Genomic DNA, 21878 nt, shown 5'->3' on the forward strand with positions numbered 1-21878 from the left:
GCCCGTCCGGCGCGTCCGGTGACGGATGCGGCAAGATGTGCGGGTGTCACAAGCTGAGGACCCCCATGCCACCACCCCGCCGGACCAGACCTCGCACAGCGTCCTCGACCCTGCCGGGATGCGCGCCCATTACCGGGCGCAGGGTCTGAGCGAGGAGGACCTCGCGCCCGACCCGTTCGCGCAGTTCGAGCGGTGGTTCGCGGACGCGTCCGAGAGCGGGCTGCACGAGCCCAACGCGATGGTCGTCTCCACCGCCGACGCCGAGGGCCGTCCGAGCTCCCGCACGGCCCTCCTGAAACACGTCGACGAGCGGGGCTTCGTCTTCTACACCAACTACGGCTCCCGCAAGGGCACGCAGCTCGCCGCCAACCCGCACATCGCGTTGCTCTTCCCCTGGCACGGCATCGCCCGCCAGGTCAGCGTCGAGGGGACGGCCGAGCGCACGGGCAGGGACGAGACGGCTGCCTACTTCCGCACCAGGCCGCACGGCTCGCAGTTGGGCGCCTGGGCGAGCGAGCAGTCCTCCGCCCTCGCCTCGCGCTCCGAACTGGACGGAATGTACGCGGAGTTGGCCGAACGCTATCCGGAGGGCGAGGACGTGCCGGCGCCGCCGCAGTGGGGCGGCTTCCGGGTGCGTCCGGAGTCGGTCGAGTTCTGGCAGGGTCGCGAGAACCGTCTCCACGACCGTCTGCGGTACGTGCGCGCGGAGAGCGGGGAGGGGTGGGGCGTGCAGCGCCTCTGCCCCTGAGCCGTCCCGCGCGGAGGCGGACAGCAGACGGCCCGCGGGCGACTCCCCACCGCCTTGCGGCGGTGCGGCGTCGGTCGGACGAGTCCGACGAGCCCGCGGGCCGGGTGGACTGCTGGAGATTGGCCGGAGTGACCGGCGTCCCTCGCATTCCGGTCAGTGAACTCCCCGTACGGAGAGCCGAGACCGGGGTCTGCGAAGTGTGGCGCCGGCCCTAGGCCGCAGCCACCTCACGCGTCCGGGTACTGATCATCAGCCGGATCACCTCCTTTCTCGTGTATGTGCACGGTAGCCAGGCGCCTGATGCGGGTGCAAGTGATTTCGGAGACGCAACGATTTCCCGGAATCGACTGTGTGGTGCGTCACGTTGGAGTTGAATGATCCGTGTCCGCGACCGTCGCACCCGGCGGCGGCGGACGGCGACCGCGGCCGCCCCGACCGGGCGGCCCGGACCAACCAGATCGCTGGGGGTGCCGGATGGCGGCTCGATCCAGAGCACACAACGCCCCGTCTCCGGGCGAGGGCGAGGGCGGCGAGGCCGACACATGGCAGGGCGCCGAGTCCGGTGAGGACGGCCTGCTCCTCGCCGCTCTGCTCGACGGCATGGACGCCGCGCTCTGCGCGTTCGACGCCGAGGGCGTGGTCACACACTGGAACCGCGAGGCCGAGCACATCCTCGGCTGGACGCGGCAGGAGGCCGTGGGCCGGAAGGGGCTCGCCGGCTGGGCGGTCCGCGCGGCCGACGCCCCCGAGGTGGAGCAGCGCCTGCTGGCGGCGATGGGTACGCCGGGACGCCAGGTCCACGAGTACGCGCTGTTGCGCAAGGACGGGGGCCGGGTCCTCGTACGCATCCAGAGCTGCGGCGTCTGCGGTGAGGACGGCACCCCGACGGGCGTCTACTGCGCCTTCAGCGAGGTGCACACCCAGATCGACCTCGAACGCGCCCTCGCCCTGAGCGAGGCCCTGTTGGAGGAGGCGCCCTGGGGCGTCGTCCTCGTCGACGCCGACCTGCGCCCCACCGCGCTCAACGCCCGCGCCGTGGCCGACTTCGGTCTCGCCTCGCCCGCCTCCCTGCTGGGCCGCCCGCTCGGCGACGTCCTGGAGCAGGGCGTCGAGGAGTTGGAGGGCGCGCTCCGGCTGGTGCTCGCGGAGGGGCCGCCGCCCGCGCCCGGCGAGATCCGGGTGACCCTCCGCGACCCGCGCGACGCCCGGCAGCGGGAGCAGAACGAGCCGCTGCGGTCGCGGCAGCGGTGCTGGCAGAGCGGATTCCTGCTCCTCTCCTCGCCGTTGGCCGAGGAGCCGTCCCCGCTCGGCGCCGCCTGGTTCTTCCGCGACGTCACGGAGGAGAAGCAGCAGGCCCAGGAGAACGCCAGGTTCCGCTTCCGCGAGAAGCAGACGCACCGCGCGGCCCGTGTCGCCGCCGAGTGCGTCGACCCGATGGAAGCCGCCACCACACACCTGGAGTTCGCGCTCGCCGGCTTCGCCGACCACGCCGTCCTCGACCTCCTCGCCCCGGGTTCGCCGCTCCTCCACCACCCCGAGGACGAGCCGTCCCCGGCGCTCCTGCGCGCGGTCCTCACGCCGCCGCTGCCGGCGGGCGAGGGCGCGCACGCCGCGGCGGGCGCGGAGGGCGGCCTCCCCGTCGGCTACGGCAACGCGCACCCGGCGCTCCAGGCGCTGCGCCGGACCGGTGCCGTCCGCGCGAGCCTGCCGGGCCCCGAACCGCGGGCCGACTGGGCGGCCGAGCGCCGCTGGCCCGAGGGCACGATGCACGGGCTCTGCGTCGTCCTGCGCGCGGGCGGCCGCTCCCTCGGGGTGGCGAGCTTCCTCCGCGGCGCCGGTCGCACCCCCTTCGACCGCGCCGACGCCGAGTACGCGGAGGACGTCGCCTTCCGCGTCGCCTCCGCCGTCGCGTCGGGACGATCGGCGGGATAGACCTCAGCGGTAGAAGATCCGCTGCGCGTTCTCGGCGAAGACCCGCTCGTTGGCGGCGAGTCCGCCGTCGACGTTGCCGGAGCGCAGCAGCGGCGGTTCGATGCCGCGCTCGGCGAGGAGCCCGACCGCCGTCGCGACGACCGCCTGCATCAGCGCGCTGGCGACGACCGTCGACGCCGGCGCGAACGGCACGTCGACGCCCTGGTGCCGCAGGGTGGTGTCTCCGACGGGGATGCGGTTGTCGAGGACGACGTCGCAGTGGTCCTTGAGGAAGGTGCCGGTGGCGTTGGACGGCTGCGTCTCCTCCGCGTACGCGAGCGAGGTGACGCCGACCACGGTGAGGCCGAGCTCCCGGGCGCGGGACGCCATCTCGACGGGGAGGATGTTCCGGCCGGAGAGGGAGACGATCACCAGCAGGTCCCCGGAGCGGGCAGGCGACGCCTCCAGGACCGTACCGGCGAGCCCCGCGACGCGTTCCAGGGCGCTGCCGAGGTGCGCGGGTTGGACGTCGACGCCGACGGCGCCGGGCACGGGGAGCAGGTTGAGCACGGCGAGGCCGCCGGCCCGGTAGACGACGTCCTGTGCGGGGAGCGCCGAGTGCCCCGCGCCGTAGGCGAAGGCGCGGCCCGAGGAGGCGAGGGTGTCGGCGAGGAGCCGGCCGGCTGCGGATATCGCCTCCGCCTGCGTGGTGCGCACCTCGGTGAGGAGGGTGGTGGCGGCGTCGAAGAACTCGTCGGCAAGCGACTGCTCGCTCATGGCGTGGCCTCTCGGTCGGCGGGTGGGCGCGGCCGGTGGCCGCGGTGCCGCGGGGGCCGGGCGCGGGCCGTGCGTCCGACGGCGTACCTGGCGGGCCGCCGCCCTCGCCGGCCGCTCGGTTCCTCGCGCCCGCCCGCGCCGCTGCGGCGATCACGTTGGGGCGGTCAACCCCGCCTGTCAATACCGCGTCCTCTTGGAGGGGCCGATTGTCAGCGGGATGCGTCAGAATTGACGCCAGGGCCACCGCACGATCTGACTAGGGGCTACGCATGTCCGGACTCATCGACACCACCGAGATGTACCTCCGCACCATCCTGGAGCTGGAGGAGGAAGGCGTGGTCCCGATGCGTGCCAGGATCGCGGAGCGCCTCGACCAGAGCGGGCCCACGGTGAGCCAGACCGTGGCCCGCATGGAGCGCGACGGCCTCGTCACCGTCGCAGGCGACCGTCATCTGGAGTTCACCGACGAGGGCCGCATGCTCGCAACCCGCGTCATGCGGAAGCACCGCCTCGCCGAGTGCCTGCTCGTCGACATCATCGGCCTGGAGTGGGAGCAGGTCCACGCAGAGGCGTGCCGCTGGGAGCACGTGATGAGCGAGGCGGTCGAGCGCCGGGTCCTCGACCTGCTGCGCCACCCCACGGAGTCGCCTTACGGAAACCCGATCCCCGGCCTGGAGGAGCTCGGCGAGGAGCGCGGCGTCGACCCGTTCCTCGACCACGGCCTGGTGAGCCTCAGCGACCTCTCCTCCTCGGGCGGGGAAGGCAAGACCGTCGTCGTGCGCAGGATCGGGGAGCCGGTCCAGATGGACGCGCAGGTGATGTACACGCTGCGCAGGGCCGGGGTGCAGCCGGGCGCCGTGGTGAGCGTCACACCGGGCGTCGGGGGCGGCGTCCAGGTCGGAAGCAGTGGCGAGGAGGCCGAGTTGGGCTTCGACGTGGCGGCGCACGTCTTCGTCGCCAGGCGCTGAGCGCTCGCCGCGTCCCCGCCGTGGTGCGCGGGGCGGTCGTTTCGTGGTGCGTGGGTCCCGGGTCGCCGCGGCGTGCGGCGGGGCGCGGTGATCGTCTCGCGCGGTGACCTTCCCAATTCGCCCGCGCAGTACCAGAGTTGCACCCAGTGAAGAGACCGCGACGGCGCGTGGGCGGTGGCCCGTCCGCCAGGGACGGAAGGGGAGCGGATGCTCGGCCTGCGTGTGCGGCTCGCAACGTGGCGAGGGCCCCGGTGCCTTGGGCGGCCGGAGCCCTCGCTTCCCCATATCCCCCGGGGGCGACCCGGAGCCCCGAGCTCTCAGGGTCGGCCCCTCTCGGTACGTCTCTCCCCTGGTCACGGCGGGGCAACCCATGAGCGTTGTCACTCTTATGAGGGGAGTTGCACAGGATGGGTTCTGTTCGAATAGAGATTCGATAAGCTCTGTGAGCGGTGCGAGGAGTGGGGGTGGCACGACGCATGGTGCGAAGGATCGAAGTGGCCGGCTCGGACGGAATCCGGCTGGCTGCCTGGGAGTTCACTGATCCACCGAAGGGCGGGCCCGGTGGGCCGCAGGACGTCGGGGCGAGGTCGGAGGCCCCCGGCGCCGGACCGCCCGGAGTCCTGTTGCTGCACGGACTGATGGGGCGCGGCGCGCACTGGGCGGAGACGGCCCGCTGGCTCTCCGCGCTCTACCGCCCCGTCGCTCTCGACCAACGCGGCCACGGGCAGAGCGAGAAGCCGCCCGCCGGTCCCTTCGGCAGGGACGCCTTCGTCGCGGACGCCGAAGCCGCCATCGAGCAGCTCGACCTCGCGCCCGTGGCCCTCGTCGGCCACTCGATGGGCGCCCTCACCGCGTGGCAACTCGCCGCCAAGCGGCCGGACCTGGTGCAGGCGCTGGTCGTCGCCGACATGCGCGCCTCGGCCCGTGGTGAGCAGTCGCAGCGCGAGTGGGAGGAGTGGTTTCGCTCCTGGCCCGTCCCGTTCGCCACGCTCGCCGACGTCCGCCGCTGGTTCGGCGAGGACGACCCGTCGCTGGAGCGCTCCCGGCCGGCACGGGGCGAGTACTTCGCCGAGGTCATGCGCGAGACGGAGGACGGCTGGCGCCCCGTCTTCTCGGCGGAGCAGATGCTCCGCGCCCGCGAGACCTGGGTCTACGACGCGCACTGGGACGAGCTGGCGCAGGTGCAGTGCCCGACCCTCGTAGTGCGGGGCCTCGACGGCGAGTTGGGCAGGGCCGAGGCGCAGGAGATGGTGCGCGTCCTTCCGCGCGGCATATACGCCGAGGTCCCGGAGGCGGGCCACCTCATCGACTACGACCAGCCCGAGGGGTGGCGTCGCGTGGTGGAGCCGTTCCTGCAGGCGGCCCTCTCCGCCCGGGGCTGAGGAGCGTCGGCGTGGTCCGCGGGCACGCGCCGCGGGCCACGCCGTGCCGGGCTGCTCCGCCGACGGTCGACTGGTGCGGGTGGGCGGCGGACGTGCGGCTCGTGTTCTGGGCGACGGCGGCGCCAGCGCTGCTACAGCCGCTCGGCGGGCACTAGTTCGGTCCGGGGCCGGGGAAGGCCGTGCGCTGCACGCCTCGTGTGCCGTGCCGGGCTGCTTCTGCGAGCCGGTTCAGGCTGCCTGTGAGCAGGCCCTCCCAGGCTGTTCGCAAAGTGAAGTGCCCTGCGTAAAGGTTCAGTCCAGGCCCCCCACGATGTACGGCGCGCCGTGGCCGCAGGCGTAGGCGAGCGGAGCGACCAGGTCGTCGGCGTCGGGGAGCCGGCGGTTGCCGGTGGAGGGGCGGCGGACCCACTGGACGGCGCCGCGGTGGCCGACTCTCGTCGGCGGGGCGGGGACCCAGTCGTCCTCGGCGTGCGTGGTGAGGTCGAGCGCGTCGGCCGTCCGGCCTGTGCGGCGGAGGAGCGGCGGTGCCTTCCTCGCCGTGCCGGGGAGCGCGAAGAAGAGGAGCCGTCCCGAAGGGGTGGCGGCGACGGGGCCCGGGGTCGCGCCGAGGCGTTCCATGCGGGCGAGCGCGAGGCAGCCGGCGGACTCAGGGACGTCGAGGACGTCGAAGGTGCGACCGGTGGGGAGGAGGACGCTCGCGCGCGGGTGCTCGCTCCACAGGGCGCGGGCGGTGCGCGGGCTGCCGGTGGCCTCTTCCGCCCAGCGCGGGCGTGCGGGGTGTGCGCCGGGCGTGGCGCAGGCCGTGCTGCCGCAACTGCACCGCAGTGCGCCCCCGGTCGGCTCCAGCCAGGTGCCGGGGGAGACGTCCCAGTGTTGCTCGGTCACGTACCGGAGTGCGTGCTCGACGGGGGTTGCCGCCGCTTCCGTGGTCTCGTCCAGCTTCGTCACACAGCTCTCAACTCGCCTTGCGCACAAGGGTTACGGGACTGCACGGGAGAGCAACGTTCCCACGCTGTACGGCAGTTGGACGCGGTGACGCAGTGGGGCGCCGCCACCCGCTTCCGACACGCACCGTGGTCGAGTGCATGCGAAGTGTGCGCCCGGTGTGCGCCCCGTGCCGGCGGAGGGCGCACCGGTGCATCGATGGGGGCGCGCATGCGGATCGCTCATCGTGAGTGGGTAGTTACTGCTCGTGCGGAAGCCTTGGAAGGCGTTGAACGAAATCGTCCTCTCCGGTGGCAAGGGGAGGGTTTCGGCGAATTCGCCGTTGTTGCCACCTGATGGGAGTTACGCGCAATTGCGCTGGGCAGAGTGATCAGGCATCAAGCACAGCCTTCGTCCCGAGGGGGAGACACCATGGCCGCAAGGCCGCTCGTCGCGAGGCAGCCGAACGAACGGCTGCAGGCACTCATCCAGGAAGCCGCCTGCTCCAACGCGGGCCTGGCCCGCAGGGTCAACATGTGCGGTGCCGAGCACGGTCTCGACCTGCGCTACGACAAGACCTCGGTCGCCCGCTGGCTGCGCGGCCAGCAGCCACGGGGACGCGCCCCGGGGATCATCGCCGAGGCGCTCGGCCGCAAGCTGGGCCGCAGCGTGACGCTCGACGAGATCGGCATGGCCAACGGCAAGCACCTCGCCTCGGGCGTGGGGCTCCAGTTCGCGCCCACCGTGCTCGGTGCCGTCGAGCAGGTCTGCGAGCTGTGGCGGAGCGACGTCGGACGCCGCGACTTCCTCGCGGGTGCGACGGTCGCCTCCTCCGCGCTCGTCGAGCCGAGCAGGGACTGGCTGATCACCTCGCCCGACGCCCAGGTGGCGAGGAGCTCGGGCGCGCGGGTCGGGATGAGCGATGTCGAGGCCGTGCGGGGGATGACGGAGGCGCTCTCCCGGCTCGACCACCGCTACGGCAGCGGCCACATCCGTCCGGTCGTCGTCCACTACCTCAACAGCGTCGTCTCCGGGCTCCTCGCCGGCTCGTACAAGGAGCAGGTGGGGCGCGCGCTCTTCGGCGCCGCTTCCCGACTCACGGAACTCGCCGGGTACATGGCCGTCGACACGGGACAACACGGCCTGGCGCAGCGGTACTACATCCAGTCGCTGCGTCTGGCGCAGGCGGCGGGGGACCGCGGGTACGGCGGATACGTGCTCGCGGCGGGGATGAGCCACCTCGCGGCCTCGCTCGGCAACCCGCGGGAGATCTCCCAACTCGCCCGCGCGGCACAGGAGGGGGCGCGCGGGCGCGTCACGCCCCGCGCGGAGTCCCTCTTCCACGCCGCTGAGGCGCGGGGGCACGCGCTGCTCGGTGAGGCGCGCGCCTGCGAAACGGCGATCACACGCGCCGTCGACGCGCTCGAACGTGCCGAGGGTGCCCCCGACTCGGGCGACGACCCCTCGTGGATCGCCCACTTCGACCGCGGCTACCTCGCCGACGAACTCGCCCACTGCCACCGCGATTTGGGCCGCCCGCGCGAAGCCGCCGGGTGCGCGGAGGAGGCGCTCGCCGCGCACTCGGAGGACCGCGCGCGCCGGCGCGCGATCGGGCTGCTCCTTCTCGCCGGTGCGCAGGCACAGCAGCGCGAGATCGAGCGCGCCTGCCACACGGGCACGCGCGCCTCCGAACTCCTCGGGCAGCTCCGCTCGGAGCGCGGCGTCGAGTATCTGGAGGACTTCAGGCGCCGCCTGGAGCCGTACGCGGAGGAGCCGGTGGTGCGCGAGTTCGCGGCGCGGTGCGAGGTGGGAGCGGCTGCCTGAACTCTGCGGAGGCGCCGGGGCGCGCGGTGCGGTGTGACGCGCGTCGCGCCCCGGACGCAGAGGGGCTGGTATGCGGTTCACTGCACGCCGCCCCTCCGACCGTCTCCCCTCGGGGGCGTGGTCCGGCCTCGGGCGAACCCGGTAGCGTGAGCCGACGGTTTCAGCACAGCCACGCCTACGAGGAGCCACGGTGACGACGCACAACGGACGCGGTGGGGGCAGCGCCGACGACGACGCGCAGCCCGCGGCCCCTTACGAGGGTGTCGTGCTGCCCGCGAACGGTGAGCCGTGGACCCCGCAGCAGCAGCACGAGCGCGAGGCGGCGACGTCCGGACACGCGTGGGGCGCGCCGTGGGGCCCGGAGTCCGAGGCTGTCGTGAACGCTCCGGCACCCCCGCCCGCGCCGCCGCAGCGCGGGCACCGGGAGGTGGGCCCGGAGCCGCACCACTCTCAACAGGCCCTGCCGCAGGGACAGTACGGGCACGCGTCGTACGGCGGGCAGCAGGCGTACGAGCAACCGCACCGCCCCCAGCCTCCGGGCGGTGCAGGCCGGCAGTCGGAGCCCGGCCTACCCGTACCGCGGGAGACGGAGGACGGGAGACACGCGCTGCCGCCGCTCGACGCCGAGCCTCCTTCGACGGGCCGGCACCCCGGCCCGCTGCCCCAGCCGGGACAGCCGCCGTCCGGCCTGCCGGGCATGCAGCCCGAGCCGCTTCCCGAGCAGGGCGGCGGTCAACTCCCGCCGTTCCCGCACCACTCCGGCCCCATGCCGCCTGCCGGCACCCCGCCGATGCCGCCCGTCCCGCCGCTTCCTCCCGAGGGCGCGCCGCCCCCGCCGCAAGGCGCGCCGCCCCCGCCCGAGCCGTCCGGCCCGAGCGGCGGCTACGCCTCCCACTCGCCGCAGGACACCGCGCACCAATGGCCCGGCGCCTTCCCGCAGGCGGCGCACCCGCAGCCGCCGCAGGGCGGCTCGGAGGCGGAGTCGACGCAGCTCCTCCCGCCGATGATCGTGTCGCCCGAGGACGCCCAGTACGGCGGCTCGGAGGACGGCACCCAGTTCATCCCGCAGCAGAGCGCGGCACCCCAGCCCGCAGGCCCCGACGCACAGGCCACGCAGTACATCCCCCCTGTCACCGACGCCCCGCAGGACAACGAGACGCAGCGCCTCCGCGCCACGCCCCCCTCGTACGCCTCCGCGCCCTCCGGCGGCGAGGAGGAAGTGCGACGTCCGCTCGCCGAGTTCGACAGCCTCTTCCGCGCAGAGCCGGCCGGGGGAGCGAAGCCCCCCGAGGAGCCGGCCGCGGCCACCCAGAGCCTTCCGCTCTTCGACCAGGCGTCCGCGGGCCAGCAACGGGGCTTCGGCGCCGAGCCGTTCGACGAGTACGAGCCGCAGGGCCGCGCGGCGCGGCGGAACGCCGAGCGCGGGAAGGGCGCCAACCCCGGGGTCCTCGTGGGCGTCGGCGTCGCGGGCGTCGTGCTCGTCGGACTCGTGGCCGGGGCGCTCATCGGCGGTGGCGGGGACGGCGACGACGACGGGTCGAAGGCCGCGCCGGCCCCCACGGAGCCGGCGGGGAACGAGGCGTCGTCGAAGGCGCCCGATCCGGTCGAGCAGCAGGCGAAGTCGCTCGACCGCCTCCTCTCCGACAGCAACAACAGCCGCAACGCGGTGATCCGTTCCGTCGACGCGATCAAGAACTGCTCCAAGCTGCCGAAGGCCGCCTCGGACCTGCGGGCGGCGGCGCAGCAGCGCAAGAGCCTCGTCACCAGGCTGGAGAAGCTGAAGACGGACAAGCTCCCGGAGGCCGAGCGGCTCAGGGCCGCCCTCACCCGGGCCTGGCGCTCCTCGGAGGCGGCCGACCGCCACTACGCGTCCTGGGCCGACCAGACCGCGGGGAAGGGCGGCTGCCCGGGAGGCAACGCCAAGCAGACGCACAGCGCGGGGGCCGGCAACCGCGCGAGCGGCGCGGCGACCAACGCCAAGAAGGAGGCGGCGTCGCTCTGGAACCCGACCGCCGAGAAGTACGGGCTCGACAAGCGGGAGTTCAGCCAGTTGTGACCCGGGGCGCCCGCCTCGGCGGGACGCGCGCGGAGAGCCCGGATGCCCGGGCTCCGGATGTGGAACGTAGGGTCGGTGGCCATGCAGCAGGTGCAGCGAGCTTCCGCGAAGTCTTCCCGCCACGGCCGTGGTTCGAGCACCATGGGCGGCATGCCCGTCAACGACATGCCCTGGTGGCGCTGGCGCACCAACGTCCGCTCCGCGCTGCACATGCTCTCCGACCCGGCGTTCCAGCGGGAGTGCTGGGCGGCAGGGGTCGCCGGGTACGGCGACGTCACAGACGCCGTCTACCGCCTCGTCGAGGACACCTGGCTCGACAACTGGTCGGCGGAGAGGTACGTCGGCACGATCTTCCGTGACGCGCAGGAGGCGGCCCTCGTCGACACGGCGGTCCTGCGCGTGCTGCGCATCCTCCATCAGGTCGGGGCCGACGCGCCCGCCGGTGCGTACCTGGAGCACCCCGCGTGGCCCGAGGCGGTGCGCGCCGCCCGCGAGGCGCACGTGATGCTCGCCACCAACGACGGCGACGAGCCGGACGAGCAGCCGCACTCGCTCGACGTATTGGCGATCATGCTCCGCGCCGTCTGAGCCTGCCCCGCGTGCGCGGGGCGCGTGCGACACGAGCGGCCCCTGTGGTGTGCCAGGCTTGGGGCATGAGCCAGTCGCAGCCCGCAGCCCCGGAGAACCAGCAGCCCATCGCCGCAGGCGGCAGCGGGCCCGGTGGCGCCGCGGACGGCGGGCAGTTCGTGCTGACGCTCTCCTGCCCCGACACCCGCGGCATCGTCCACGCCGTCTCCAGCTACCTCTTCATGACCGGCTGCAACATCGAGGACAGCCAGCAGTTCGGGGACGGGGACACCGGGCTCTTCTTCATGCGGGTGCAGTTCAGCGCCGACCCCGACGTCACCCTGGAGAAGCTGAGGGCGAGCTTCGCCGCCGTCGGCGACTCCTTCCGGATGGAGTGGCAGATCCATCCGGAGGGGCAGCGGATGCGCGTCCTGCTGATGGTGAGCAGGTTCGGCCACTGCCTCAACGACCTTCTCTTCCGTGCGCGGACGGGGGCGCTGCCCGTGGAGGTCGCGGGCGTCGTCTCCAACCACACCGACTTCGCCGAGCTCGTCGACTCCTTCGGTGTGCCCTTCCACCACATCCCGGTGACGAAGGAGACCAAGGCGGAGGCCGAGGGCAAGCTGCTGGAGCTGGCCGAGGCGGAGGGCGTCGAACTCGTCGTGCTCGCGCGGTACATGCAGGTCCTCTCCGACGACCTGTGCAAGCAGCTATCGGGCCGGCTCATCAACATCCACCACTCCTTCCTGCCGTCCTTCAAGGGCGCGAAGCCGTACCACCAGGCGCACGCCCGCGGCGTGAAGCTGATCGGCGCCACCGCGCACTACGTCACGGCGGAGCTCGACGAGGGCCCCATCATCGAGCAGGAGGTCAGGCGGGTGCGGCACAACCTCACGCCCGAGCAGCTCGTCGCCGTCGGCCGCGATGTGGAGTGCCAGGCACTCGCCCGCGCGGTGAAGTGGCACAGCGAGCACCGGGTGCTCCTCAACGGGCACCGCACCGTCGTCTTCTCCTGAGGCGTCACAGCCGGGAGAGCGAGGCCGCGGCGAAGAGGACGTCCCTGATCGCCTCGCGGTCGCCGTCCTGACCGGCTGCCGCGTCCTCCGGCTGTACGTGGCCGGCGGCGAGCTGGCAGAACTCCAACCCGTCGAGGGCGACATGGGCGACGTGCTCGTGGTGGGAGACGGCCGCCTGCGGCGAGTCGAGCGGGATGTACCAGTCCCCTCCGCCGCTCCCCTCGACCTCCAGGTGGAGGGTGCGCCCCGGTGCATCCGCCGGCGCGAGCCGCGGTGGTGCGGCGAGGCCCTCGCGCCGGCGCACCGCGATCGTGGCGGGGAGCTGCCGCGCCGCCAGGTCGACGAGGCGGGCGAGGTGCGCGGAGGACGGCGGGTCGTACGGGTACGCGACGGCCTCGGCGATGTCGGCTGCGTGCGTCCAGCACTCGAAGGCCCGGTCGAGGAAGGCGTCCCGGAGCGGCAGCGTGAACCCGCCGTAGGAGACGGGGCGTTCGGCCGTCTCCGCGGCCTCGTCCGGCCCCTCGGCGGCGGCGAAGGACGCCGTGCGCACCGCTGCGCGCGCCTGCTCGCGCCACAGGTCCCGCACCTCCCGCGGTCCGGGTTCGCGCGCGAGAGTGCGCCAGTACGCCTCGGTGCGTGCGACGGGGCCGCCGGCGTCCGCGGGAGGGTCGAGCGGGTCGGAAAGACCGAGCGGGTCTGGCAGGCCGAGCGCGGCGGCGACGATTCCGTCGACGGCGAGGAGGTGCCCGATCACCCGCGCCACGGAGGTCTCGCGCTCCTCGACCCGGCCCCGCCCGCTGCCGCGCGCGTCGAACCAGCGCAGCCGGACCGGTGCGCGCCACTCGTCCTCCGCCATGTCCCGGAGCAGCGCGTCGAGTCGGGAGGTCTCCGCGTCGTACGGCGTCGCCCACTCCGGGACGGGGACGCGCGGCGCCCTGCGGTTCAGGCAGGACTCCAGCACCCGGGAGCGGAGCGTCGGGTCGAGGTCGAGGTTGTCCTCGGGATGGAGCAGGCCGACAGCCTCGCGCAGCCGGTGCGCCTCGTCCGCGCACGGCGCGCACCGCAGGAGGTGGGCCTCGACGGCGGCGCTCTCCTCGGCGGAGCAGGCAGCGAGCGCCCAGGCGCCGAGGAGGGACTTGAGTACGCGGTGGTCCTCCCACTCGGCGCCGGAGTGCGGGGGCGCCGACTCGCGGCCGCTCATCGGCGCTGTCCCGGGAACCCGTCGCGCCGCGGTGGGGCGACGGGGCCTTCGGGGACGGCGGTGGAAAGGAGTTGGAGTCCGAGCCGCAGCCGGCGCCTGGCCTCGTCCTCCGTCACGCCGAGCCGGCGTGCGGCCTGCCGGTAGTCCTGACGCTGGAAGTACGCGAGCTCCAGCGCGGCGCGCAGGGACGCCGGCATGGAGCCGACGATGTAGTCGGCGCGGGCCGCGGCCGAGGCGGCCCGTACTTTCTGCTCGGCGCGCTCGGCCTCCAGCGGCGTCTGCGACGGCGAGCCCAACTGACGGCTGCGGAGCCGGCGTTCCGCGGCCTGCCGGGTGGCGTCCGCGAGCCAGGAGCGCAGCGGTCCGCGCCGCGGGTCGTACGCCTCCGGGTGCTCCCAGAGCTGTGCGAAGACGTCCTTGGTGACGCGGTCGACGGGGTCCTCGCCGAAGCTGTCGCCCGCGCCGCCGAGTGCGCGGTGGGCGAGGGAGTGCACCAGCGGGCCGAAGCGGTCGTAGAGCTCGCCCAGCGCGGCGGCCTCGCCGCGGACCAGGCGCTGCTGCATCTTGCGGTCCCAGCGCGTCGGTGTGTCGTTCGCCATACCGGCTCCCCAGCCCTGCGGTGGGCTCCGTCGGTCTCCGCTGTCTCTCGTGCCGGCGCGTGCGCCGGTCGTGGTTCCGTCCACCGTCGGTTTCGGGCTCCGGCGCCGGGTCGCAGCCTGGCGTCCCCGGTACGGGGGCGCCTTCGTGCGGTGGCGGCGGAGGGGAACCTCCGGTCTGTGCTCGTCAAATGTAGTGCGGGGGGCTGTTCACGTACGCCCCTTTACGGCAATGTGCGCCCCTGGACCGGTCGCCGGTGGTATTGCGTCGGTCACGTTCCGCTTGCTTTCGCGGAGAGGGCGGACGGCGAGGGTTGCCGGAACGTGACCGTGAGTGGCGGGTGCGTCCGCATCTCGACCGCATACTCTCGAAGGGGAGTGGCCGCGGCGGGGGAGGGCAGCCGAAGGGTGGAGCGCAGGCTGCCGGCCGCGTGTATCCGCACCGCGAGGAGTGAAGGGGATTCGGGGACGTGTCGTTGAAGGTCATGGAGGAGCGGCGGGGGGAGTGGACGGTCTTCCGGGTGAGCGGCGAGCTCGACCTGGTCACCTCGCCCGCCGTCCGTCAGCATGTGCACGACGCGGTCGCCGAAGGGAGACGGCTGCTTGTCCTCGACCTCTCGGAGGTGCTCTTTTGCGACTCCAGCGGCGTGGGCGTGCTGATCGCCTCGCGCCGGTTGATGCGCTCGTGCGCCGGACGGCTGCGCCTGATCCTCCCCGCGCAGGGGGCCGAGGAGGGCTCGCACGTCAACCGCGTCCTCGCCGCGCTCGGCGTGCGGCGGCTCTTCGAGTGCTTCCCGGACTTGGAGGCGGCGACCGACTCCGAGGCCACGGCGGGCCCGCTCTCCGCCTGAGACGCGGCACGACCGGGCGGCGCAGCGCGCGCGGTCCGTCACGTCGGGTTGGCGATGTCCCTGACGCGCGGAGCCCGGCTGCGGCGCGAAGTTGACTCACGTTCCGTGACCAACTCCGTGTCGGTGAGCCCGCCTGCGGGGCATGCGGGCCATCCTTGCACGTGCCCGTCCGCACGTCCGCATTCTGCTGATAACTGCGCCGATCCGTCGAGTTCCGCCCATGGCAGGTCGCTTGGGCGGGGATGTGCTTCGGGTAGGCTCGCGCGGTGCGCTCAGGCCCCGTCCGGAACCCTCCGGCTCCAGCTCGCAGCGGCGCAGGTCTGTGGCTGGCACGGGGAGTTGGCAGGCGTGGGGCGAGCGGTACGGTCGGGCATGTTCGACGTGTGGGCGCAAGGGTCGCACAGTATGCACCACGGCTCATCCTTTGCGCCGGAATATGCCTGAAGCGCTTGTTGCGGCAACTATGCCTCAACCATGCTGTCTTGCATCGAGGTCACAGTCCGTGATGCCGAGAAGACGCGGGACGACTCTCCCGCACGTTCGGATGGTGTGAGCGGTGCAGGTGCTTCACGAAGAGCTGGAGATCGGGCCCGACCCTGCCGAGGTCGGTCGGGCCCGCAGATGGGCTCGGGCCAGGTTGGCGCGGGCGGGCGTCGCGGCGGACGAACCGCTCGCCGAGACGCTGGTGTTGCTCGTCTCCGAGCTGGTCACCAACGCGGTGGTGCACACCGGCCGCGACGCGGTGCTCTCGTTGATGAGCGGGGCGCGCGGCCGCTCCGTGCGCCTGGAGGTGGCCGACGCGAGCCGGCTCCCTCCGCGCACGCGGCGGGCGGCCGGCGACGAGACGTCGGGCCGCGGCCTCGAACTCGTCTCCGGGCTTGCGGACCGCTGGGGCTGGGAGCAGGAGGAGGGCGGAAAGCGCGTCTGGTGCGAGGTGGAGCCCGGGTCGTGCGACGCGGGCGGCCGCGGACGCCTCCAGGGGAGCGGCCGTGCCACCTACCTGGGGTTCGAGAGGCTGCTGGTGCGGTAGTGCCCGCTGTCGGCCAACGCGGCGGCCGATACGCCCTGTTTCAGAGGTAGTTGAAATGGAATCGCGCAGGATGCCGTCAACTTCCGGTGTGCGGTGCGGTATCCGGCAATGACCACACGTGCAAAACGGGCAAACTTCGCATAGTCCAGACCAGGTGTTGACGTCTCGTATCTGGCTGATCACCCTTGGGTGGAGCGATTCGTCGCGAGGGGACGTCGAGGAGTGAGGGACTCCTCGACGAGTGCGGGTCGCGGTCCGGCGTCAGCCACCGCTATGGGTGCTCCCGTGCCTCCGGCGGTGGCAGGGTCTGAACGCCGGAGCCGGGTGGCGGTCGCCGTGCCGTGCTCGGGGTGCGCATCGGTGCACCGCCACCCGACCGACCGGCCCGCCGCTCCCCGCCCTTCAGCGTGCGTGCTCCGTCGGGGTGCTCTCCCGGAACGTCCTGCGGTAGGCGCTGGGCGAGACGCCGAGCGACGTGTGGAAGTGCTGCCGCAGCGAGTCCGGTGTCCCGAACCCCGCCTGTACCGCCACCCGTTCGACGGGCGCGTCCGTGCTCTCCAGCAACTGCCTGGCTCGCAGCAGGCGTTGGGCGGTGATCCACTGTTGCGGGCTGGTGCCCACCTCCGCGCGGAAGCGCCGTGTGAACGTCCGGACGCTCATCGACTCCCGGTCGGCCAACTCCCGCAGCGACACGGGGCGATCGAGGTGCCGCAGCGCCCACTCCCGGGCCGCACCGGTGGAGGAGTCCTCGTCGGGAGGCATCGGCGCCTCGACGAACTGGGCCTGGCCGCCGTCCCGATGGGGAGGCACGACCGTGCGCCGTGCGACGTCGTTGGCGACCGCACCGCCGAAGTCTTCGCGCACCAGGTGGAGGCAGAGGTCGACGCCCGACGCGACGCCCGCGGAGGTGAGGACGCCGCCGTCTTCCACGTAGAGGACGTCGGGGTCGACGCGGATGCGTGGGAAGAGGCGCTGGAGGCGGGGAGCCGCCTGCCAGTGCGTTGTGGCCCTGCGGCCGTCGAGGAGGCCGGCGGCTGCGAGCGCGAACGCCCCCGTGCAGATCGACGCGACGCGGGCGCCCGGACGTATCCGGGCGAAGAGCGCCGCGAGTTGGGGACTGAGGCGGCCCGCGCTCCCGGTCCCGTCGTCCTCGTGGGCGGCCGGAACGATCACCGTGTCGGCCTCGTCGAGCGCCTCGGGGCCGTGGGTCACCTCCACGGTGAAGTCGGCGTCCGTGCGGACGGGGCCCGGCTCCGCCGCGCAGGTGGCCACGGTGTACAGAGAGTGCCCCGCCGCGTCTCTCGCGTTGCCCAACAAGCGGTGCGGGATGCCGAGTTCCATCGGGAGGAGGCCGTGGCGCACGAGGACGGCGACCTTGTGGCGGCCCGGCTCGGGGAAGGGGTGGGTGTTCCGCAGGGTGGGGGCCGGTGGTGCGGCCTCTTCCGGCGTCGTTGCGGGACACGATGCGGCCGACTGCCTCATGGCCCGATCCTCCCACACCATGGCCCACGGGCCAGTCGTCCGTGGAGAGTCGGCGGGCGAGACTGCCGACGTGGACAGCACTCTCGACTCGCAGACGCCAGAGCCCACCCCGCCCGCCGGCGGCGGCCTCGCAGCCCAGGGCGGGCCCGCCGCCGACTCGACGCCCTCCTCGGGGCCGGTGCCCCGGAGCCTGACCGAGCCGCCCGAGGCCGGACGCCGCCCGCGTATTCACCGTGCCTGGTGGGTCGCGTTCGTCGCCTTCGTCGCGCTCGTCGGTGCCGCGGGGTTCAGGGCGACGCCCGGGGTCTTCATCGAGCCGCTGCACGCGGAGTTCGGATGGTCGAGGGGGACGATCTCCGCGGCCGTCTCGCTCAACGTCCTGCTCTACGGGCTCACTTCGCCGTTCGCGGCCGCGCTGATGGACAAGTACGGGATCAGGCGCGTCGTCGCCGCGGCCCTGCTGCTGGTCTCGGCCGGGAGCGGGCTCACCGTCTTCATGGCGTACTCGTGGCAACTCCTGCTGCTCTGGGGGTTGTTGGTCGGCGTGGGCACGGGGTCCATGGCGCTGGCCTTCGCCGCGACCGTCACCTCGCGGTGGTTCGTCGCCAGGCGCGGGCTCGTCAGCGGGGTGCTCACGGCGGGCGGCGCCGCGGGGCAACTGGTGTTCCTCCCGCTGGTCGCGCTCGCCGTCGAGGGGCCCGGGTGGCGGGTCGCCTCGCTCGCCGTCTCCGCCGCCTCGCTGCTCGTCGTGCCGCTGGTGATCTGGGTGATGCGGGACCGGCCGGAGGACACAGGGACGATCCCGTACGGTGCCGGGCCCGAGTACCGGACGCCGCCGCGGCCGACCGGGGGCGCGGCGAGCGGAGCGCTGCGCGCACTCGCGGGCGCCGCGCGGACGCGCGTCTTCTGGCTCCTCGCGGGGACGTTCGCGATCTGCGGGGCCTCCACCAACGGCCTCGTCGCCGTCCACTTCGTGCCGGCCGCGCACGACCACGGGATGCCGGTCACCGCTGCCGCCTCGCTGCTCGCCGTCATCGGCGTCTTCGACCTCGTCGGAACCGTCGCCTCCGGCTGGCTCACCGACCGCTTCGACCCGAGGCTGCTCCTCGCCGTCTACTACGCGCTCCGCGGCGTCTCGCTCCTCTTCCTGCCGCTGCTCCTCTCGGACACGCTGCACCCGCCGATGCTCTTCTTCGTCGTCTTCTACGGCCTCGACTGGGTGGCGACCGTGCCGCCCACGATGGCCCTGTGCCGCGCGCACTTCGGCGAGCGCGGGCCCGTCGTCTTCGGGTGGGTGCTCGCGGCGCACCAGGCGGGCGCCGGGGCCGCCGCCTGGGCAGCGGGGGCGGTCAGGGACGTCAGCGGCGCCTACGACCAGGTGTGGACGGTCTCCGGGGCGCTCTGCGCCGTGGCCGCGCTGATGTCCGTCGTGATCGGGGGAACGGCGCGGGCGCACCGCGGCGGGTGAACTGCCGTGCTCAGGAGGTGGCTTCGACGAGCGCCTGGGCTATCCGGCGTGCCTCGTGGGCGAGTTCGCGCAGTGCGCCGCTGACGGGGCGGGTGAAGCCGGCGAAGTGCAGCCCGGGCGAGTGCGGGAGGGTGCGCGGGCCGTGCACGAGGGGTCGGCCGGACCCGTCCAACTGCTCCAGGTCGCCGACGAGTTGACCGAGCGCGCTGCGGTACCCGGTCGCCGCGACGACGGCGTCGGGCCGCACGGACGAGCCGTCGGCGAGCCGGACTTCGGCGCCGGAGAACCGGTCGACGCCCGCGACGGGTTCGATGCGTCCTCCGCGTACCAGCCCGGAGAAGCCGTCGTCGACGACCGGGGGCGCGCCCGCCGCCGCGGCCGAGCAGATGCCGCGCCGCGGGTGCGGGAAGCCGTGCTTGCCCAGGTTCTCCACGCGGGTGAGGCGCCCGGAGAGGCGGTCCCCGAGCCCCGTCGGCAGGCGGCGTGCGAGGATCGCGCTGCGCTGGGCCGGCCATCCCAGCGACGAACGTCTGACGACATGGCGGGGAGTGCGCACGGCGAGGCGGACGCGCGAGGCTCCGCCCCTGGCCAGGTCGGCGGCGATCCCGGTGCCGCTGCTGCCGCACCCCACCACGAGGACGTCACGGTTCTTGTACGGGGCCGAAGTCCGGTAGTCGGCCGAGTGGAGGAGTTCGCCCTCGAAACGGTCGCGGCCGGGCCAACTCGGCGTGTACGGCGTGTGGTTGAGTCCTGTCGCGACCACGACCGCGGGCGTGGTGAGGCGTCGGCCACCGTTGGCGTCCAGTCGCCACTGTTCCCCGGTCCGGGTGATTTTGGAGACCTCGACGCCCGTGGCGATCTCGACGCGGTGGTGCGCCGCGTACCGCTCCAGGTAGGCGACGAAGTCGTCGCGGGTGAGGCGGCCGCCGCTGGTCCGCTGCGGGGGCAGCCCCGGAAGCTCGGCGTACGCCCGCGGGGACTGGAGGCGCAGCCCCTCGTAGTGCGCACGCCAGGCGGCGCCGACCGATTCGCCGCGCTCCAGTACGACGGCTGCGAGCCCGCGGGCGGTGAGGGCCGCTGCCGTGGCGAGTCCGGCAGGGCCTGCACCGATGACGTGGACGGGGGTTCCGGCGTCGGACATGAGCATGCCGGGGATTTTAGGCGGCGGGGCGGGCTTCACCTGCGGGCGGTCGGCGGGCCGCGCTCGCAGGCGCGCGGGGGTGCGGGGGGTGTGTCGGCTGCCGGGGCGCTCGCGGGTCGCGGCGCAGGGAAACGGTTTGGCGGTGCGCGGTCCGAGCGGCATCCTGGGCGGCGTGCTGATACGTGAGACCGAGCCCGCCGACTGGGCAGCCATCTGGCCGTTCTTCCGCACCATTGTGCGGGCGGGCGAGACGTACACCTACCCCCGCGACGTCGGCGAGGAGCAGGGGCGCGAGCTGTGGATGGTGCCGCCGCCGGGGCGGACCGTCGTCGCGGAGGACTCCGAAGGTGTGGTGATCGGGTCGGCGAAGATGCACGCCAATCACATGGGCGGCGGCTCGCACGTGGCCACCGCGAGCTTCATGGTCGCCCCCGAGGGGAGCGGCCGGGGCGTGGGGCGCGCTCTGGGGGAGCACGTCCTCGCGTGGGCGCGGGGGGCGGGCTACCGCGCGATGCAGTTCAACGCCGTTGTGGAGAGCAACACTCGGGCCGTCGCGCTCTGGAAGTCACTGGGATTCGAGATCATGGCGACGCTTCCCGAGGCTTTCCACCATCCCGAACTCGGATACACCGGGCTGCACGTGATGTACCAGAAGTTCTAGACGGAGCAGGGGCGGGGTTTTTACTCGGTCGGGGATCGGTGTCCGGGCAGGGTATTGCGGCCCGTTCTTCGTGCGGCGGTTGCTGCTGATTGGGCGGACGGTTTTCCGGGCATTCGGCGTTGCGGTGTGCGCAACGCGTTGTGCCCGTCGGAGGGGTTGACGTCCGGGCGGCGTCGTTTCCTCGGCGGTGTGCTCGCTTGTGGTGGCTTCCTGAGCCTGCCCGAGCAAAGGGGCGAAGTCGCGGCGATGCCGGGCCGGTTGCCGCGCCTCGTTCTTCGACTCGCTTTCCCGTGACGGGCCGTGCGTCACCGGTGAGCGGAGTGGGTCAGGCCGCGGGCTTTCTGCCCGTCACGCCCAGATGCACCAACTGGGTGAGTGTCGGCTTGAGTTGGGCCTGCTTGACTCCCCAGGGCTGGAAACCCTTCTGGTGGCCAGCGACACCGGCGAGCATCACGACGAGCGCGCCGGCCATGGCGGCGGGATTGACCTCCTTGCCGACGCGGCCCTTGGACTGGAGCTCCTTGATGGACTCGGTGAGCGAGTTGTTCACCGAGTTCAAGATCCGCATGCGGATGCGGTAGAACCGCTTGTCCCCTTCAGCCGCACCGAGGTCGACGACTCTGAGGATCGCCTCGTTCCTGCGCCAGAACGTGAGGAAGCCGTCGACCAGCCCTTCCGCCGTCGCGCGCCCCGCCTTTCCGGCCCAGGACTTTCCCTGCACCAACTCCTTGAGGGAGCCGCTCTCCTTGGCGAGCGAGTCCGCGATTTCCAGTACCGCACCCTCGACGTCGGGGAAGTACTGATAGAACGTGGCCGGAGACGTGCCTGCTTTCCGTGCGACGTCGATGACCTTGACGTCGCGATAGGGAGAGCTTCCGAGCATCTCGCGCAGGCAGTCCAGCAGCTTCTGCCGCGTCTCTTGGCCGCGGCGCCCTGCCACGCGGCCGTCGACGGTTCGAACTTGTCCTGTCATGCCGTCAGCTTACCGACGGGTGATCCGGACGCGATTCGGTGGCGGGCAAATGGGGTGCGGTGCCGGTAGAGGAATCGTGCACGTGGCCCGAAGGGGGTGTGGTCGGCTGTTGCAGGTTGCGGTTAATCGTGCAACTTGGCGCAGGGGTTGGGGTGATGCGGTGGGAGTGGGTTGGTGAGTGGGGGTGGGGTTCTGGTTAATGCGGGGCGGATTGTATTGGGGGATTGGGTGCGTGCAATTCGGGGTGGGGTGAGTGGGGTGGGGTTTCTGGGCCGAGCCCCGAGCCCCGAGCCCCGAGCCCC

General features: G+C 73.1%; 19 protein-coding genes. 12 read left to right on the forward strand and 7 right to left on the reverse strand.

The features are described from left to right. Positions 1–43 precede the first annotated feature (43 nt). Both pdxH and F603_RS0129855 read left to right on the forward strand, forming a co-directional pair. Entirely contained in the window at positions 44–748 is a 705-nt protein-coding gene (gene pdxH / locus F603_RS0129850; protein ID WP_019549594.1) for a pyridoxamine 5'-phosphate oxidase, read from the forward strand. Between the two features lie 474 nt (positions 749–1222). Beyond that, on the forward strand, positions 1223–2680 hold the full coding sequence (locus F603_RS0129855; RefSeq protein ID WP_019549595.1) for a PAS domain-containing protein: 1458 nt from the start codon (positions 1223–1225) through the stop codon (positions 2678–2680). A 3-nt stretch (positions 2681–2683) separates the two neighbouring features. On the opposite strand, the gene F603_RS0129860 is transcribed toward F603_RS0129855, so the two are convergent. Beyond that, positions 2684–3436, reverse strand: coding sequence for an SIS domain-containing protein (locus F603_RS0129860; protein ID WP_019549596.1), 753 nt, complete (start codon positions 3434–3436; stop codon positions 2684–2686). Between the two features lie 269 nt (positions 3437–3705). On the opposite strand from F603_RS0129860, the gene F603_RS0129865 reads away from it, so the two are divergent. Together F603_RS0129865 and F603_RS0129870 are read left to right on the forward strand one after the other, a co-directional pair. Next, positions 3706–4404 (forward strand): iron-dependent transcriptional repressor DtxR, encoded by a 699-nt coding sequence (locus F603_RS0129865; protein ID WP_019549597.1) that lies wholly within the window; start codon positions 3706–3708, stop codon positions 4402–4404. Positions 4405–4880: 476 nt separating this feature from the next. After that, entirely contained in the window at positions 4881–5786 is a 906-nt protein-coding gene (locus F603_RS0129870; protein WP_019549598.1) for an alpha/beta fold hydrolase, read from the forward strand. A gap of 291 nt (positions 5787–6077) precedes the next feature. Here the strand turns inward: F603_RS0129870 and F603_RS0129875 are convergent, their stop codons facing one another. After that, a complete protein-coding gene (locus tag F603_RS0129875) occupies positions 6078–6734 on the reverse strand; it encodes a bifunctional DNA primase/polymerase (RefSeq protein ID WP_019549600.1) in 657 nt (218 codons plus the stop codon). A 408-nt stretch (positions 6735–7142) separates the two neighbouring features. On the opposite strand from F603_RS0129875, the gene F603_RS0129880 reads away from it, so the two are divergent. The 4 genes from F603_RS0129880 (at position 7143) to purU (ending at position 12173) form a co-directional block, all read left to right on the forward strand. After that, entirely contained in the window at positions 7143–8534 is a 1392-nt protein-coding gene (locus tag F603_RS0129880) for an NsdA family TPR-like regulatory protein (RefSeq protein ID WP_019549601.1), read from the forward strand. A gap of 190 nt (positions 8535–8724) precedes the next feature. After that, the gene (locus F603_RS0129885) at positions 8725–10590 is read left to right on the forward strand and encodes a hypothetical protein (RefSeq protein ID WP_019549602.1); all 1866 of its coding nucleotides are present in this window, start codon (positions 8725–8727) and stop codon (positions 10588–10590) included. Between the two features lie 141 nt (positions 10591–10731). Beyond that, positions 10732–11178: an SCO4402 family protein gene (locus F603_RS0129890; protein WP_425427031.1), complete on the forward strand. Its 447-nt coding sequence runs from the start codon at positions 10732–10734 to the stop codon at positions 11176–11178. 65 nt (positions 11179–11243) lie between these two features. Next, positions 11244–12173 (forward strand): formyltetrahydrofolate deformylase, encoded by a 930-nt coding sequence (purU, locus tag F603_RS0129895; RefSeq protein ID WP_019549604.1) that lies wholly within the window; start codon positions 11244–11246, stop codon positions 12171–12173. Positions 12174–12177: 4 nt separating this feature from the next. On the opposite strand, the gene F603_RS0129900 is transcribed toward purU, so the two are convergent. Both F603_RS0129900 and F603_RS0129905 read right to left on the reverse strand, forming a co-directional pair. Further along, the gene (locus F603_RS0129900) at positions 12178–13374 is read right to left on the reverse strand and encodes a zf-HC2 domain-containing protein (protein WP_019549605.1); all 1197 of its coding nucleotides are present in this window, start codon (positions 13372–13374) and stop codon (positions 12178–12180) included. Further along, on the reverse strand, positions 13371–13973 hold the full coding sequence (locus F603_RS0129905; RefSeq protein ID WP_019549606.1) for a sigma-70 family RNA polymerase sigma factor: 603 nt from the start codon (positions 13971–13973) through the stop codon (positions 13371–13373). Before F603_RS0129905 ends, F603_RS0129900 begins: the two co-directional genes overlap by 4 nt. A gap of 482 nt (positions 13974–14455) precedes the next feature. Between F603_RS0129905 and F603_RS0129910 the strand changes: the two genes are divergently transcribed. Both F603_RS0129910 and F603_RS0129915 read left to right on the forward strand, forming a co-directional pair. After that, the gene (locus tag F603_RS0129910) at positions 14456–14821 is read left to right on the forward strand and encodes an STAS domain-containing protein (protein ID WP_016906566.1); all 366 of its coding nucleotides are present in this window, start codon (positions 14456–14458) and stop codon (positions 14819–14821) included. Between the two features lie 556 nt (positions 14822–15377). Continuing rightward, entirely contained in the window at positions 15378–15851 is a 474-nt protein-coding gene (locus F603_RS0129915) for an ATP-binding protein (protein WP_019549607.1), read from the forward strand. 402 nt (positions 15852–16253) lie between these two features. On the opposite strand, the gene F603_RS0129920 is transcribed toward F603_RS0129915, so the two are convergent. Continuing rightward, positions 16254–17333: a GlxA family transcriptional regulator gene (locus F603_RS0129920; RefSeq protein ID WP_019549608.1), complete on the reverse strand. Its 1080-nt coding sequence runs from the start codon at positions 17331–17333 to the stop codon at positions 16254–16256. A gap of 70 nt (positions 17334–17403) precedes the next feature. Between F603_RS0129920 and F603_RS0129925 the strand changes: the two genes are divergently transcribed. After that, positions 17404–18801, forward strand: coding sequence for an MFS transporter (locus tag F603_RS0129925; RefSeq protein ID WP_019549609.1), 1398 nt, complete (start codon positions 17404–17406; stop codon positions 18799–18801). Between the two features lie 10 nt (positions 18802–18811). Here the strand turns inward: F603_RS0129925 and F603_RS0129930 are convergent, their stop codons facing one another. Next, on the reverse strand, positions 18812–19948 hold the full coding sequence (locus F603_RS0129930) for a flavin-containing monooxygenase (RefSeq protein ID WP_019549610.1): 1137 nt from the start codon (positions 19946–19948) through the stop codon (positions 18812–18814). Between the two features lie 130 nt (positions 19949–20078). On the opposite strand from F603_RS0129930, the gene F603_RS0129935 reads away from it, so the two are divergent. Then, positions 20079–20603: a GNAT family N-acetyltransferase gene (locus F603_RS0129935; protein ID WP_019549611.1), complete on the forward strand. Its 525-nt coding sequence runs from the start codon at positions 20079–20081 to the stop codon at positions 20601–20603. Positions 20604–20928: 325 nt separating this feature from the next. Here the strand turns inward: F603_RS0129935 and F603_RS0129940 are convergent, their stop codons facing one another. After that, entirely contained in the window at positions 20929–21576 is a 648-nt protein-coding gene (locus F603_RS0129940) for a TetR/AcrR family transcriptional regulator (protein WP_037957414.1), read from the reverse strand. Positions 21577–21878 lie beyond the last annotated feature (302 nt).

Origin of the sequence: Streptomyces sulphureus DSM 40104 (assembly GCF_000381025.1) — a bacterium.
GTDB lineage: Bacteria > Actinomycetota > Actinomycetes > Streptomycetales > Streptomycetaceae > Streptomyces > Streptomyces sulphureus.

What these genes read in the sequence shown, in the direction of transcription:
- F603_RS0129855 (WP_019549595.1), top strand. Translation starts at nt 1,223, where the DNA reads ATGGCGGCTCGATCCAGAGCACACAACGCCCCGTCTCCGGGCGAGGGC.
- F603_RS0129860 (WP_019549596.1), bottom strand. Translation starts at nt 3,436, where the DNA reads ATGAGCGAGCAGTCGCTTGCCGACGAGTTCTTCGACGCCGCCACCACC.
- F603_RS0129865 (WP_019549597.1), top strand. Translation starts at nt 3,706, where the DNA reads ATGTCCGGACTCATCGACACCACCGAGATGTACCTCCGCACCATCCTG.
- F603_RS0129870 (WP_019549598.1), top strand. Translation starts at nt 4,881, where the DNA reads ATGGTGCGAAGGATCGAAGTGGCCGGCTCGGACGGAATCCGGCTGGCT.
- F603_RS0129880 (WP_019549601.1), top strand. Translation starts at nt 7,143, where the DNA reads ATGGCCGCAAGGCCGCTCGTCGCGAGGCAGCCGAACGAACGGCTGCAG.
- F603_RS0129890 (WP_425427031.1), top strand. Translation starts at nt 10,732, where the DNA reads ATGGGCGGCATGCCCGTCAACGACATGCCCTGGTGGCGCTGGCGCACC.
- purU (WP_019549604.1), top strand. Translation starts at nt 11,244, where the DNA reads ATGAGCCAGTCGCAGCCCGCAGCCCCGGAGAACCAGCAGCCCATCGCC.
- F603_RS0129900 (WP_019549605.1), bottom strand. Translation starts at nt 13,374, where the DNA reads ATGAGCGGCCGCGAGTCGGCGCCCCCGCACTCCGGCGCCGAGTGGGAG.
- F603_RS0129905 (WP_019549606.1), bottom strand. Translation starts at nt 13,973, where the DNA reads ATGGCGAACGACACACCGACGCGCTGGGACCGCAAGATGCAGCAGCGC.
- F603_RS0129910 (WP_016906566.1), top strand. Translation starts at nt 14,456, where the DNA reads ATGGAGGAGCGGCGGGGGGAGTGGACGGTCTTCCGGGTGAGCGGCGAG.
- F603_RS0129920 (WP_019549608.1), bottom strand. Translation starts at nt 17,333, where the DNA reads ATGAGGCAGTCGGCCGCATCGTGTCCCGCAACGACGCCGGAAGAGGCC.
- F603_RS0129930 (WP_019549610.1), bottom strand. Translation starts at nt 19,948, where the DNA reads ATGCTCATGTCCGACGCCGGAACCCCCGTCCACGTCATCGGTGCAGGC.
- F603_RS0129940 (WP_037957414.1), bottom strand. Translation starts at nt 21,576, where the DNA reads ATGACAGGACAAGTTCGAACCGTCGACGGCCGCGTGGCAGGGCGCCGC.